The organism is Lacticaseibacillus suihuaensis, assembly GCF_054785075.1.
This window is the reverse complement of record NZ_BAAGBJ010000005.1, coordinates 148,324-161,283: the sequence shown is the minus strand read 5'-3', so window position 1 is coordinate 161,283 and position 12,960 is coordinate 148,324. Positions and strand designations below refer to the sequence as shown.

Genomic DNA, 12,960 nt, shown 5'->3' with positions numbered 1-12,960 from the left:
TAACGATTCAGCGCTTTTCGGCTCGCCTAGTATTCATAAAAGTTAAGGGCTATAATTTTAATTAAACTCATGAGAGGACGGTGAGGACATGCGCCTGCCGCACAACCTGGCCGGCTTGGCCACGCAGATTGGCTTTGACCTCAAGAAGAACTGGCGCTCGACCACCAATCTGGTGGTCTTCGTCGTGTTCGCCGCGCTACTTTTGATCACCTTTTTCACCGCGCAAAGCGGCAGCGACTTGTCGGCTCGCCAGACCTACCAGGCCTACGCCAGCGCCGACAACATCATCCAAAACCAGGCCTTCGCGCTGCAAAAGACGGCCGACCGGCGCAAGCTGACGACGGCCGAGCGGCACCGCCTGACCCGCAAAATGGCGCAGCACGAGTACTTCAAGACCATCATCTTGGCCGACGCCGCCGTCTTCTCGCCGACTCTAACCAGCATGCGCGAGGCCAAGCTGACGTCGCAAAAGGCGGTGCTGGCCTACCAGCGCTACACGCTGCGCGAAACTCGGGCCGGCCGGCTGGACCTGGCGATCATCGCCGTGCCGGGCAAGCAGCCCGATGCCAGCCTCCTGGGCCGCAAGCTCGACGTCGCCTTTTACCAGTACCTGGTCGATCACAAGCTGGTGGAGATCCCGGTCACGCGCCAAACCGCGCCGGCCAACAACTACATGATCAACGTCTTGCTGTACCGACTGTCGCCGCTTTTGCTGCTCGCGGTGTTTGCGGTTCAGGCCGGGCTGCTGTTCACCAACGAGAAGCGCCGCGGCACCATCAGCTTCATGAACAACCTGCCGACCGGCAAGCTCGCGATTCTGACCGCTCGCATGACCAGCTACGTGCTACTGACGCTGCCGCTTTTGCTCATCGCCGGCGCCGTCACTTACGGACTGGTCGCCCAAAGGTTCGGCATCGGCAGCTGGCGGTACCCGATCGTGTTCTCACCAGATGGCCAGCACGTCGCGACCATGTTCCCCGCCCAGTTCCTACTATTGTACACCGGCTTGATCCTGGCCGGGGCAATTTGGCTGATGGCCGTCAGCGCGTTGACCAGCCTGTTTTCCGGGTCGCTCGGCGTCAACCTCGGGGTGCTGGCCGCGGTGATGCTGACCGCGTTGCCGCAGGTCACCGGGCTGTCGGTTCTGCGCGGCGTCGCGCCGTTTCTGCCGAGCAGCTACCTGCAGGTGTCTTCTGTCGTCTTGCACACCACCGCCGGCCCGATCCTGAGCGTCGGGGCCGGGGTCGTCGTGCTTTTGGCCTGGAGTGCCGCGCTGTACGTCGTCTGCGCCGTGGTGTTGCACCGGCGTGAGCGGCTCTAGCCGAAAGGAGGAACACCATGCTTGCACTGATTCGCCTGGAACTGCGCAAACAGCCGTGGGTGATCCACGCCATCGCGCTGGTCGGGATGCTGATGCTGTTCGCCGCACCGATGGGCCATTACCTCGGCGTTTTGCCCAACCAATACTACATCCTCAACGGGGTCAAGCACTACTTGAGTACCCGCCAAACCGCGGACGACCGCTACCACCAAGTCGTCGCCACCGTCGACCGCGAGCTGAAGGCCAACCTCAAGCAGCAGGCCTACTACCCCGACCACAACCGCGCGGCGGCCGTCACCATGCTCAAGGCGGTCCAAAAACCGCTGGCCGACCGCGATTTTGTCAAGGTCAACCAGCTCACGCTGGCCGCCATCACCAAGCACCCGACGATCGTCTACAACGACTACGCCAAGGGCTTCCTGCAGACCAGCGGCGCCAATCAGGTCAACAAGTGGGAACGCGTCGCCTACCCGCTGCGGTACCTGGTGAAGCACCGCGAAAACCGGCTGCTGGCCATCGACCAAACCACGTCGGCCACGGCCATCGTCTACAACGTCTGGGCCAAGGCCGGCAGCCACGCGGCCCAAACCGCCAGCGCCGATGACCCCAGCCAGATGACCGACTCGACGGCCATCGATCAAGGGACGCCTTTGATGTGGGCCTTTTTGGCCTACGCAACCATCGTCTTGACCCTGGTGTTCAACTTCGACCAGCGCAACCACACCGAGGCCTTCATGCGCATGACCCCGGCCGCCGACTTCCGGCTGGCCGTCTCTCGCGCCGTGATCACGCTAGCCGTGATCTTCGCGGTGATGCTCGCCTTGATCGGCCTGGCGCTGGCCGTCAACGCCGCCGTCCCCGGCCAGACTTGGGGCAGCCTGAGCCTGCCGATCGCCGACACCTTCCAGTCCCACACCACCGCGGTGCCGATCTGGCTGTACCTCGGCCGGGCCCTGGCCCTGATGATGGCCTGGGCCGCCTTGATCGCCGGCATCGCCTTCACCGTCAGCCAGTTCTCCGCCAACGCCTTGGTCGGCATGATGGTCGCCGCGGCCCTGATTCTTCTGATGCCGCTGCACGTGCTGGACGCCTTCGGCCAGCCGGTTCGCCAGCTGTTCCCCGCCTATTACACCAACCCGGCGGCCCTGCTCAACCACCTGGACTTTTTCGCCGGCATCACGCTGGGCTAGGTGCTAGCGCTGTTCGGCCGGTGGCTGGTCGCCACCTGGCTGATCGGCGGCGTCGTGCAGTGGCTGCGCAGCCACGTGCGAGGGCCGTGGCTGGCGTGACGCCAAGCGAGACTGTCCTGCGCGTCAGTGACCGAGAAAACCGGCCGCACCCCGCATGAATGATCAGCTCTCCGCTCTGGATCGTCGCGCTTTGAGCCGCAACGCGAGGGCGGCCTGACTGGCCCGTCGCGTGAGGCCAGGCCCGTGCCTCCCAGGCCGACGCGAACCGCTCTGGACACAAAAATGCCGCCGCACCACTCCCGATTGGGAATTGTGCGGCGGCATTTTTAACGAACCGTGAGCTGAATTACTTCAGGGTTACGGTTGCGCCAACGGCTTCAAGCTGTTCCTTGATCTTGTTGGCTTCTTCTTCGTTAACGTCTTCCTTGACGTTAGCTGGGGCACCGTCAACCAGGCCCTTCGCATCCTTCAGGCCAAGGCCGGTGATCGTGCGAACTTCCTTGATAACCTTAACCTTTTCCTGGCCAACTTCGGTCAGTTCAACGTTGAAGGAGTCCTTAGCTTCTTCAGCTGCACCAGCAGCTGCACCGGCAGCGGCTACAGGAGCTGCTGCGGATACGCCAAATTCTTCTTCGATTGCCTTAACGAGGTCGTTCAGTTCAAGAATGGAAGCTTCTTTGAGCTGGTCGACGATTGCTTGTGTGTCTAAAGCCATGTTTGTTTCCTCCAATTTATATTGTATTTGAAAATTAGGTTGAACTCAGGCTGCTTTAGGCAGCTGGTTCCTCGCTCTTGCTGTCGGCAATAGCCTTGACAGCGTAAGCAACGTTGCGAACTGGTGCCTGCAGAACAGACAGCAGCATGGAAAGCATGCCGTCGCGATCTGGCAGCTTGGAAAGGGCAAGGACTTCTTCAAGGCTTGCAACCTTACCTTCGATGATGCCACCCTTGATTTCAAGGGCATCGATCTTGTCGGCGTACTTCGCCATGATGCGGGCAGGTGCGACAACATCGTCGTTAGAAAAGGCGATGGCAGTCGGGCCAGCGAACACATCATCCAGTGCCTCGTAACCGTTCAGGTCAGCGGCGCGGCGAAGGTACGTGTTCTTGATAACTTCCATCTTGACGCCGGCGTCACGGAGCTCCTTACGAAGTTCGGTCACTTGTGCGACGGTCAAGCCACGGTAGTTCACAACAACGGCACTCTTAGCAGCCTTGAACTGTTCAGAAATGCCGTTAACGACCTCAGCCTTCTGTGCGATAATAGCTTCACTCATTTGGTTCACCTCCTGTTAGTTTGTTGAAGTTTTTCGCATAAAAAAACTCCATGTCCACCAAGACATAGAGGTATCTAATCGTTCCGATACCACCTCGGCAGGATGATTAAGGCTTGCGCCCCCTGAGTCTTAGGTAGAGTGAAATAATCACGAGGCCCATCTTACCATTGAGCGGCGCCAGGCGTCAAGGGGGCGGGGAAAATAAAAGGCGCGGCTGAATGGCCGCACCCTTATGCGATGCATCATTGGGTCTGTAAATATGAGTCGGCATCCGCAAAGGCGCTTGGAACGTACTTGGTTCCGCTGTACTTGCCCGCTTTGGGCCCAAACTGCGCAGAACGCCCGGCATAAGTGAGCTTATAACTGCTGATGCTGACGTTTCGATACTGAATATCAGATAGCAAGATTTTGAAGTGGTCGCCATTATCGTCCTTGAGTTCAACTAGGATATTGTCATTGTCCTGCCATGCATTGACTACCTTGCTTTTCCGGTAAGAGCCGCCTTCCGCAATCTTCCACGTGAAGTCTTCATCGTTACCCTTGAACGAAGACTTGGCCGCGTCTTTTTTTCTCAATTGATGCGACGAATTCTGCTCCACTGCCGGATCGATGCCCAGAAACAGGTCCTGCCACGCGTTCGTGGGAATCGCCTGATCATGCGGCGGCAGCGCTACTTCCGGTTTCGGCAGCGCCTTGTGCTGGAGATCTGCCTCCCAACTTTTGATTTGCGGCAATCTGACGAACTTCTTAAGACGATCGGCGTGGAAGATTCTACTGTTGTTTGTTACAGTCTCTCGATCGGTTGAAGTAGTCATTCCATCTGACTCCTCTGCCGACTTTTTTTGACCATAAAACTTGCCACGAACGTAATCGTACTCATCGCTTACTCGTGTTGTCGTCATTGTCAATTTCCCCGTCATAAGATCAAGATGGTACTTGCCTTCGGCCATCGCCTGATTGTGCCCTAGCTCACCCAATGAACTCAAATCACCACCGGCAACAGCGACATTATGCCACGCCTCGGGGGCCCCATCGGGTTGGGTGATTACAATCATGCGAAAACGGTCCTTGGTAAAGGATACCGTACTCTGATTGCCCCATTCCAGTGAATACGAGCTGTTGGCAACATCTAGGTACTTATGCGCCAGCTTCAGGTACTGCTTCTTCACGCTCGGTAATTGACTCGCAGACGGCTTGCCAATGTAGTGTTTGGGAATGGGCGCATCACTGATGTCCGTTAACTGATACTTCTTATCGAAGGTCATCGTGAACGACTTGGGCCGCTTCTTATCCGCGTACTGGCCAGTGAGCTCCGCCGCCTTAGGGTACTTTTTCCCCTTGATGACCGGGCACGAATACTCGCCACCCCAGCTCGGCGTCAACTTGAGGTGACGCCCGTGACCGCTCATCCGCCCGGTCTGAAAATCAACCAGAATGAACTGACGATCACCTTCCGGGTAATCCGGCCGCGAAATTCGTGACACTGTCATCGACTCAAAGGTGTGATCGTCCTTGAGCTGGATTGAAATCGTGGATTTGTGGCCCGTGTCGTCCTTGCCACTGATCGAGTAGCTCATCTGATCCACCCCCGGCACCCGGTCGGCCACCGGCTTGCCACAGGCGGTCAGAATCAGGCCCAGCGCCGCGGTGCCGAGCAGGAGCAATCGCTTCAAAGGTTTCATTCGTGGTTCCTCCCCAGCAGGTTGAGCAGGATGCCGACGCCGTAAACCGCCATCACGGCCACCGGCAGGTACTGCACCATCGTCGCCAGGTTGCCGATGTCGTCCAGGCTCGCACCGCTTTCGTAGGCCGCCCGGGCCGCCTGGTAGGCGCTGGCGAAGGGATGCGCGTAGACGTAGCTGGCCGCAGCCGCGGCGGCCGCACCGGCCAAAACGGCCAGGGCCTTAAGAATCGCCCCACCGTTGGCCTTGTGCATCAGGCCCTTGACCAGGCCCCCGACCACGGCCAAAATGCCGAGCCGCAGCGCTAGGTAACCCCAGATGAACACGTAACCGTCGCTTGACAGCGAGCCGGACTGAATCACCGCCTGCAGCTGGCCGATGCCATCGGTCACGCCTTGGCCGCCTTGCTGTTGGGCGAGGTAGCCGACCACGCCGACCACCAGCCCCAGCCAAAGCTCCAGATTATTGGTGAAAAGCGGCTGGTGCGGCCGGGCCACCGAAGCGCCCTGGTTAGCCGTGCCCTGGACGGGTTGGCCGGCCGCGGCCGCAGTCGCAGTCGCTGATGCCGGCTGACCGGCGACTGGTTGCGTTCCGGTAGCGCCGGTCGCCTGGCCGCCAGTCGCCCCCACGCCACCCGCTGCCGTGGTATCACCGGGCTGCGCCGCGGCAGACTCAGCACCGGTGGTGCCGCCTGCGGTCGTCGCCGCACCTCGCGCGTTTTTCACGCTGTCGGCCAAGGCGCCGGCCTGCTGGCTCAGCTCGTCTTTGACCTGGTTCAGCCGGGCCAGCTGCTGCTGGTTTTGCCGGCGTCTGACCTCCGGATCGGCCAGCCAGTCGTCCAGCCGCCGGTCCCAGCCAAAGCGCGTCTTGTGCGTCAAAAGCGGGTAGGCGTAGCACAGCACCATGTAGGCCAGCATCAGCCAAGTCGCCCACCAGGCAGGCAGGAACACGGCGACCCACGCGACGGCGAACAGCATCAGCGGGTTGGCCTGAAAGAACCGCAGCGCCTGAATCCAGTGCTTCTGGTTCGGTGCCAGCGCCGCGGTGAACGAGCCGGCCGGCGTCTGCTCGGCCAGCTGGCGCCGCAGCTCGTCAATCTGCGCCTGCAGATTGGGATCGGCGGCCGGCTGCGGCTCCTGGGCCGCCGCGGCAGCTGACGTGGCCGCGTTCAGATCAGCACGTCCCGACGCCGAGGCGGCGGTGTTCGAACCGCCAGCACCCGTGGCAGTGGCGGCAGCGTTCGAACCAGCCACATCCGTGACAGAGGCGGCAGTGTTCACCCCGCCGGCACCCGCGGGCGCGGTCTGCGCCGCCGGGGCAGTCTTCGCGGCCGCCGTAACATCTGGCGTCGACGTGGCAGCGCCTGGCGTTGCGTCGGCCGCGTTCCCATCCAGTGCCGCGGCATCCCCCGGCGCCTCGCTCAGCGCCTCCAGCTGCGCCGCCAAGTCCTTGACCGCGTCATCCGAAGGCGTGGTAAGCTTCTTCTCCATGCTTTCTCCTCCAAGCGACGGCGGCACACAAAAAGCCGGCCGCGTCGCAATTATTCCCCATCCGTTGCATATCTGCAGGTCCGGAGTGGGTTGAGCAATAATGACTTAGTCGGCCGACTATTTTTTGAAATTCGAATTATGCCTACATTGTAGGCGAAAAAGGGCAAGCAGACAACCTTAATCTCAGCACTGTTCGCCGCCAACCTCCTCGCAAAGAGCTGCTAATGTGCTTGCCAATTCGCCACGTCGTTCGTATATTGTGCTAAAATATCTTAATAACGGGGCAAATTCCGAATGATTATTCGGAAATATCGAACCTTTATCGTTTTTGCTGGGGCTTACGTGAGGCTTTCGCATCTCATCATCAGTTTGCCCCACCCCATGCAAGCCAGCATTGCAATACCACACCCGTCTTGGACACCTGATCAGGGCGGCGGGTCAACTTCACCAGGAGGACGCCATGAGTACCGCAAAGGAACGGTTGTTACTGGAGTACATCACGAAAAATCGCCGGCCGGTCACCGCCAAGGAACTGGCCACCTACCTCGGCGTGTCCCCACGGACGGTCAAAAACTATGTTCACAATCTGAATACTGCACAGGCGACCGCTGTGGTTCAATCCAGTTACAGGGGGTACGAAATCACGCCCAAGGCCGGCCAATCCGCGATTCGGCAGGCAAGGACGACCGCCTCACCAATTCCGCAAAACTATGCCGAACGGGCGCAGTTCATCAACCAGCGCTTCCTGCTGATGCACACCAACATGTTGAATCTCTACGACCTGAGCACCCAGCTATTCGTCAGCATCCAGACAATCAAGAATGACTTGGACCGGATGACCCTATCCTACGCGAATTTCCACGTCCAATACATAGTCCATCGCGATACTGTCACGCTTCAGGCAAGCGAGCAGGCCCTGCGTCGACTTGGCAAATACACGCTTTTTGAAGGCAGCGACAAGAGTTTCTTTGACCTTAGCGAGTTTGAGTCGCTGTTTCCAACCGTCTCCATGACGACGCTTCACCGCCTCGTTCAGCAAACCGTCGACAACTACGATTTTTACATCAACGATTTTGCCCGACGCAACCTCGTGCTTCACCTCGCCATTGCCATCATTCGCATCCAAGGCAAAAACTACTTGCAAGACGCCCCGACCCCGCTCAAGACGCCACAAGACAGGGTTCACCGGGCCGCACTTGAGCTGGCCGATGCGATGGCGGCCGCGTTTCGCATCGAGTTGACTAAGGACGAACGCAATAACATCTACCTGTTGTTGAAGACCAACGTGAATTTTTCCAACCCCTTCTCCGGTGAGGTAGCCGACAACGAGCTTGATCCGGCGGTGCTCGCCTTCACTCGCCACGTCACCGCTGCGCTGGGTCACCAATACTACGTCGACCTCTCAAATCCGACGTTCATCAAGCTACTTGCCATCCACTTTCAAAGCCTTCACACGCGCCTCCTGCACCACCAACAGACCATCAGCGCCGTCAGCCCTGTCGTCCGCGTGGCCTACCCAATCATTTTTGACATGGCGGTGTTCACGGTCGTGGCCTTTGAAAAACACTTCAGATTGCAGGTGACGGCCGACGAGGCAACCTACATTGCACTTCATCTCGGTGGCGAAATGGCCCGTCAGCGCGTCGACGACGAGAAGGTGCAGGCCGTCTTGGTGTGTCCCGAGTACCTGCACCTCGGTACCCATCTGATTCGCCAGCTTCAACAGCGCTTTGGTGAAGACATGGCACTGGTTGCAACGCTGCCCGACGCGACCCAGCTGACCCGGTACGCTTACGATCTGCTCTTGACCACTGTGCCGCTTCCCCGCCAGCTGACTAGCCAGAAACTCACGATTGAGGTACCACTACTGGGGTTATCAGGGACGCAGACCGACATTTCCGATGCAATCGAAATCATCAAGAATCGTGAGGCCCGAGCCATTTTCCACAGTAGATTCGATGAGCTCTTCAGCCCCCAACTATTCTGGCCGGCAGCGGACGCAATCGCTGACAAGAACGCGGCGATGACGCGCATGGCCCAGGCCATGAAGCAGGCAGGCAAGGTGCAGGCAAGCTTTTTGCAAAGCATTCTGGACCGCGATGCGGCCTCAAGCACCGGCTTCCCCAACATCGCGATTCCCCACTCGCTGAACATGGACGCGGTCAAAACAAGCATTGCTGTAATGCTTTGTCCCGGCGGCCTGCGCTGGGGCGAACAGGTCGTGAAGTTGGTCTTGGTCATCGCCATTCCCCGTGCCGACGGCGCAATGTTCCGCAAGCTCTATCAATACCTGATCCAGATTCTGAGCGAGGGCAACAACGCCCAGCTATTGAGTCGTTGTCAATCCTACGCCGAATTTCGCCAGCTGATGCTGGCCATGGGCGTCTAGTTGCCCCGAGTCGGGCAATTCTCTAGTTGAGCGTGACCGGGTCGCGCCGCTATGCTTGAGGCGCATTCAATCTTCTAAGGAGCGTGACTCGCAATGGCAACTCAACGCATTATGCTTTGCTGTGGGGCTGGTTTTTCCAGTGGCTTTCTTGCCCAAAAAACCCGGCAGGCGGCTAAGAAACAAGGACGTGACCTTCATGTCGACGCCCGCAGTGAATCTCAGGTCGCACAGTATCTGAACAACATTGATATGCTCCTGATTGGGCCGCATTTCGCCAATCAGCTGGCGACTTACAAGGAAATGACGGCCGGGCGCGACATCATCGTCGCTGTGATTCCATCAGAGATTTACGGGACGCTGGACGGCAGTGGGTTGATTGGCTTCATCGATCAGCTGACACAATCCAACGCCGCCGAGTAGGAGGCTGACCATGAAAGCAATGATGGCTTGGCTTCAAAATTCCTTCTCCCCAGCGATGAACAAGGTGGCGCGTAACCCCTGGGTCGCGGCCGTATCCAGTGCGATGATGAAAATCCTGCCGTTCATCCTGGTCGGGTCTGTCATCTACTTCTACAACGTGTTCCGCACCTACATTCCGGTGCTGCCCGACCTATCCATAATCCTGCAGTGGTCATTTCAGATGATTTCCATTGTCCTGGTCTTCATGGTGACCAGCCAGGCGATGGAAAAACTGGATCATCCCCAGTACCAGATGAATGCTGGTCTGACCGCGATTATCGCCTACTTGATGTCTACGATGCCGAAAATCAACGCCAAGAGCATCATGACCATCGATTTCTCCAAGTTCGGCCCATCGGGGATGTTCGTGGCGGTGGTGGTTGGCCTGTTCGTCGCGGCGATTTATCACTGGTTCGCTAAGCTTCACCTGCTTGAAGACAGCACCGCGGTCCCGGATTTTGTCGGTGAGTGGATCAACAACATCATCCCCATTTTCATCGCAGTGGCCGCAATGATGCTGCTGGTCGATAACCTTCACTTGGACATCTACAACCTGATTCTCGACCTGTTCAAGCCCATTCAAAGCTTCGGTTTCACTCTGCCTGGCTTCATTCTGATCAGCCTGCTGCCAGCCTTCTTCTTCACGCTTGGGATTTCGACGTGGTTCATCGGCGCCGTCACCACCCCCATCCTGATGGCCGGCACCGCCGCCAACATTCAGGCTGCCGCCGCGGGTCACGCCATTCCGTACATCGTGTGCTACGAAAGCATTTACGCACTGTCTTTGATTGTACTGGGCGGCGCTGGCGGAACCCTGCCGCTCAACATCATGATGCTTCGATCCAAGTCCAAGCGCCTTCGGACCCTGGCCAAAATCTGCCTTGGCCCCTCGCTGTTCAACATTAACGAACCGATTGCATTCGGCACCCCCATCGTCTTCAACCCGCTGTTGATGCCGCCGATGTGGATCAATTCCATCCTGTCGGCTATCATCGTGTGGTTTGCGATGAAGTGGCACTTTCTGACCATTCCTAGTGCAGCTCTGACAACCGGCCAGTTTCCCGCCCCCTTCGGCTACATCGTCATCACCCGCGATTTTCGCGCCCTTCTGTTCTACGTCCTGATCTTCGCGCTGCTGTGGTTGATTTGGCTGCCGTTCTTCAAGGTCTACGAGCATAACGAACTGGCCAAGGAGCAGGACACATCCAAGGATTAGAGGAATTATTATGGCAGACACAGAAGAAACATTAATCACGGTTTCCATGCAAATCATTCTTCACGCCGGCAACGCGCGAACGCACTGCACTGAGGCCGTCGAATGTGCTAACCAAGGAGACGGGGCCAAGGCAGATGCACTGTTAGAGGCAGCCCAAGACGAGATTGTGCTGGCCCATAATGCCCAGACCGCGATCATTCAGCAAGAGGCCCAAGGCGCCAAGTACAACCTCCCTGTTTTGTTCATTCACGCCCAAGACACCCTTATGACCATCATGAGCGAGCTGAATTTCAGCCGTGAGCTGGTTCGCCTTTACAAGTACATTCAAGTACACTGCCTAACGGACAAATAGGAGGTCATCATGTCTTTTCCTAAAACATTCCTTTGGGGCGCTTCCACCAGCGCCTACCAAGTCGAAGGAGCCGCAACCGAAGATGGTAAGGGACTATCTCAACAAGACATCATCAACCAGGAGAACTTCACCAAGCGCGGTTTCGCTACTGCGGCGGTTACCAGTGACCACTACCATCATTACGAGGAAGACGTGGCCCTCATGGCCGAGATGGGCTTTTCCACCTATCGCTTTTCCATCGCCTGGTCGCGCATTTTTCCGGCAGGTGTCGGCAAGCCCAATCCCGCTGGCGTCGCCTTTTACCACCACTTGATCGACGCACTCAAGGCCAACGGCATCGAGCCCATCGTGACCCTTTACCACTACGATCTGCCTTGGGCACTGGTTCAAAAGTACGGTGGCTGGCTTAACCGGCAGGTCGTGGCCGATTTTGAGGCTTATGCGCGTTTCGTCATCATGGAGTACGGCCAAGATGTCACCTACTGGACGACCATCAACGAGCAAAGCATCATTGTGCAGTACTGGACGCAAAAGTGTTACATTCCCACGAACTACCAATCTCAAGATCAGCTGCGGTTCCAGATTAATCACTACATGAACCTGGCTCACGCCATCGCCTGCAACCTCGTGCATGAGCTAGTTCCCGGTGGCAAGGTCGGCGCCGCAATCGGCTACGCGCCGATTTATCCGCTCACCTCCACCCCGGCCGATCAGCTCGCGGCGCTGAACGCCAACGATTTGCGCAACTGGTACTACCTAGACATTTACTTCAAGGGTTTCTACAACGAAGGCGCCTTTCGTTACCTGAAGGCCCACGACCTGGCGCCCGATATCGCGCCTGGCGATATGGCGCTCATCAAGAGCGGCACCTCGGACTTTCTGGCGTTGAACTACTACGCCAGCGAATGTGCGAAGGCCTGCCCCGATGACGGCGAGACGCCGCTTCAGTTCAGCGGCGTCAACTGGAGTGGCAAGAAGGGGGCCATCAGCGGCTATGAGACTCATCCCGGCTACTACCAGCTCTGCAAGAATCCCGCGCTGGACACCACCGACTGGGACTGGGCCATCGATCCAGATGGCATGGAGTACCTGCTTCGCGATATCTATACCCGCTACAACAAGCCTTTAATGATCACTGAAAACGGCATCGGGGCCTTCGACACGCTCACCACGGATCATCACGTTCACGACGACTACCGCATCAGCTATCTGCGTGAACACATTCGCGCGGTCGGCCACGCAATCGATGCGGGAGTTCCGGTCATCGCATACTGCCCATGGTCTGCCCTCGATCTGCTCTCAACCAGCAACGGTGTCAAAAAACGTTACGGCTTCATCTACGTAGATCGAACGGACAGCGATTCCAAGCAGGCCGCGAGAATTCGCAAGGACTCCTTTTACTGGTACCGCGGCGTTATCGCCTCGAACGGCGAGCAACTCGACTAACCCGTTGCGCCTCATGTCGAAACAACTAATGCCTATCAAAAAGATCTGTCAATTCCGACTTGCTCGGGGCTGGCAGACCTTTTTTAATAGGCAGCAGCGTCGCGTATGCATCGGAACACAAGGCGACATTATCGCACA

Annotated in this window: 11 protein-coding genes and 1 other annotated feature; of the genes, 7 read left to right on the top strand and 4 right to left on the bottom strand. The window is 57.9% G+C overall.

Features of this window, described 5'->3' with window-relative positions:
- Nucleotides 1-88 precede the first annotated feature (88 nt).
- Together ACYVRZ_RS06345 and ACYVRZ_RS06340 are read left to right on the top strand one after the other, a co-directional pair.
- Nucleotides 89-1,321 (top strand): hypothetical protein, encoded by a 1,233-nt coding sequence (locus ACYVRZ_RS06345; RefSeq protein ID WP_461225738.1) that lies wholly within the window; start codon nt 89-91, stop codon nt 1,319-1,321.
- Between the two features lie 17 nt (nt 1,322-1,338).
- Nucleotides 1,339-2,511 (top strand): hypothetical protein, encoded by a 1,173-nt coding sequence (locus tag ACYVRZ_RS06340; RefSeq protein WP_461225736.1) that lies wholly within the window; start codon nt 1,339-1,341, stop codon nt 2,509-2,511.
- A gap of 346 nt (nt 2,512-2,857) precedes the next feature.
- Here the strand turns inward: ACYVRZ_RS06340 and rplL are convergent, their stop codons facing one another.
- From rplL to ACYVRZ_RS06320, 4 genes are all read right to left on the bottom strand, one after another.
- Nucleotides 2,858-3,226 (bottom strand): 50S ribosomal protein L7/L12, encoded by a 369-nt coding sequence (rplL, locus tag ACYVRZ_RS06335; protein ID WP_262315701.1) that lies wholly within the window; start codon nt 3,224-3,226, stop codon nt 2,858-2,860.
- A 55-nt stretch (nt 3,227-3,281) separates the two neighbouring features.
- Nucleotides 3,282-3,788, bottom strand: a complete 507-nt coding sequence (gene rplJ / locus ACYVRZ_RS06330; RefSeq protein ID WP_461225734.1) for a 50S ribosomal protein L10 — start codon at nt 3,786-3,788, stop codon at nt 3,282-3,284.
- Nucleotides 3,789-3,819: 31 nt separating this feature from the next.
- Nucleotides 3,820-3,940, bottom strand: a sequence feature (ribosomal protein L10 leader region).
- A gap of 90 nt (nt 3,941-4,030) precedes the next feature.
- The gene (locus ACYVRZ_RS06325; protein ID WP_461225732.1) at nt 4,031-5,470 is read right to left on the bottom strand and encodes a hypothetical protein; all 1,440 of its coding nucleotides are present in this window, start codon (nt 5,468-5,470) and stop codon (nt 4,031-4,033) included.
- Nucleotides 5,467-6,960: a hypothetical protein gene (locus ACYVRZ_RS06320; protein ID WP_461225730.1), complete on the bottom strand. Its 1,494-nt coding sequence runs from the start codon at nt 6,958-6,960 to the stop codon at nt 5,467-5,469. The genes ACYVRZ_RS06325 and ACYVRZ_RS06320 overlap by 4 nt, the downstream gene beginning before the upstream one ends.
- Nucleotides 6,961-7,420: 460 nt before the next feature.
- Here ACYVRZ_RS06320 and ACYVRZ_RS06315 point away from each other — a divergent pair, with 460 nt between their 5' ends.
- The 5 genes from ACYVRZ_RS06315 to ACYVRZ_RS06295 all read left to right on the top strand — a co-directional run bounded on the left by ACYVRZ_RS06315 (nt 7,421) and on the right by ACYVRZ_RS06295 (nt 12,822).
- Nucleotides 7,421-9,349 (top strand): BglG family transcription antiterminator, encoded by a 1,929-nt coding sequence (locus ACYVRZ_RS06315; protein WP_461225728.1) that lies wholly within the window; start codon nt 7,421-7,423, stop codon nt 9,347-9,349.
- A 93-nt stretch (nt 9,350-9,442) separates the two neighbouring features.
- Nucleotides 9,443-9,769 (top strand): PTS sugar transporter subunit IIB, encoded by a 327-nt coding sequence (locus tag ACYVRZ_RS06310; protein WP_461225726.1) that lies wholly within the window; start codon nt 9,443-9,445, stop codon nt 9,767-9,769.
- 10 nt (nt 9,770-9,779) lie between these two features.
- Complete coding sequence (locus ACYVRZ_RS06305; protein ID WP_461225724.1) at nt 9,780-11,024, top strand: PTS sugar transporter subunit IIC; 1,245 nt, start codon at nt 9,780-9,782, stop codon at nt 11,022-11,024.
- Nucleotides 11,025-11,034: 10 nt separating this feature from the next.
- A complete protein-coding gene (locus ACYVRZ_RS06300; RefSeq protein WP_461225722.1) occupies nt 11,035-11,376 on the top strand; it encodes a PTS lactose/cellobiose transporter subunit IIA in 342 nt (113 codons plus the stop codon).
- 9 nt (nt 11,377-11,385) lie between these two features.
- Nucleotides 11,386-12,822 (top strand): glycoside hydrolase family 1 protein, encoded by a 1,437-nt coding sequence (locus ACYVRZ_RS06295; protein ID WP_461225720.1) that lies wholly within the window; start codon nt 11,386-11,388, stop codon nt 12,820-12,822.
- Nucleotides 12,823-12,960 lie beyond the last annotated feature (138 nt).

Bases quoted from the DNA above. Each gene is read 5' to 3' on its own strand.
- ACYVRZ_RS06300 (WP_461225722.1), top strand. From the start codon at position 11,035: ATGGCAGACACAGAAGAAACATTAATCACGGTTTCCATGCAAATCATT.
- rplJ (WP_461225734.1), bottom strand. From the start codon at position 3,788: ATGAGTGAAGCTATTATCGCACAGAAGGCTGAGGTCGTTAACGGCATT.
- rplL (WP_262315701.1), bottom strand. From the start codon at position 3,226: ATGGCTTTAGACACACAAGCAATCGTCGACCAGCTCAAAGAAGCTTCC.
- ACYVRZ_RS06310 (WP_461225726.1), top strand. From the start codon at position 9,443: ATGGCAACTCAACGCATTATGCTTTGCTGTGGGGCTGGTTTTTCCAGT.
- ACYVRZ_RS06315 (WP_461225728.1), top strand. From the start codon at position 7,421: ATGAGTACCGCAAAGGAACGGTTGTTACTGGAGTACATCACGAAAAAT.
- ACYVRZ_RS06320 (WP_461225730.1), bottom strand. From the start codon at position 6,960: ATGGAGAAGAAGCTTACCACGCCTTCGGATGACGCGGTCAAGGACTTG.
- ACYVRZ_RS06340 (WP_461225736.1), top strand. From the start codon at position 1,339: ATGCTTGCACTGATTCGCCTGGAACTGCGCAAACAGCCGTGGGTGATC.
- ACYVRZ_RS06305 (WP_461225724.1), top strand. From the start codon at position 9,780: ATGAAAGCAATGATGGCTTGGCTTCAAAATTCCTTCTCCCCAGCGATG.
- ACYVRZ_RS06295 (WP_461225720.1), top strand. From the start codon at position 11,386: ATGTCTTTTCCTAAAACATTCCTTTGGGGCGCTTCCACCAGCGCCTAC.
- ACYVRZ_RS06345 (WP_461225738.1), top strand. From the start codon at position 89: ATGCGCCTGCCGCACAACCTGGCCGGCTTGGCCACGCAGATTGGCTTT.
- ACYVRZ_RS06325 (WP_461225732.1), bottom strand. From the start codon at position 5,470: ATGAAACCTTTGAAGCGATTGCTCCTGCTCGGCACCGCGGCGCTGGGC.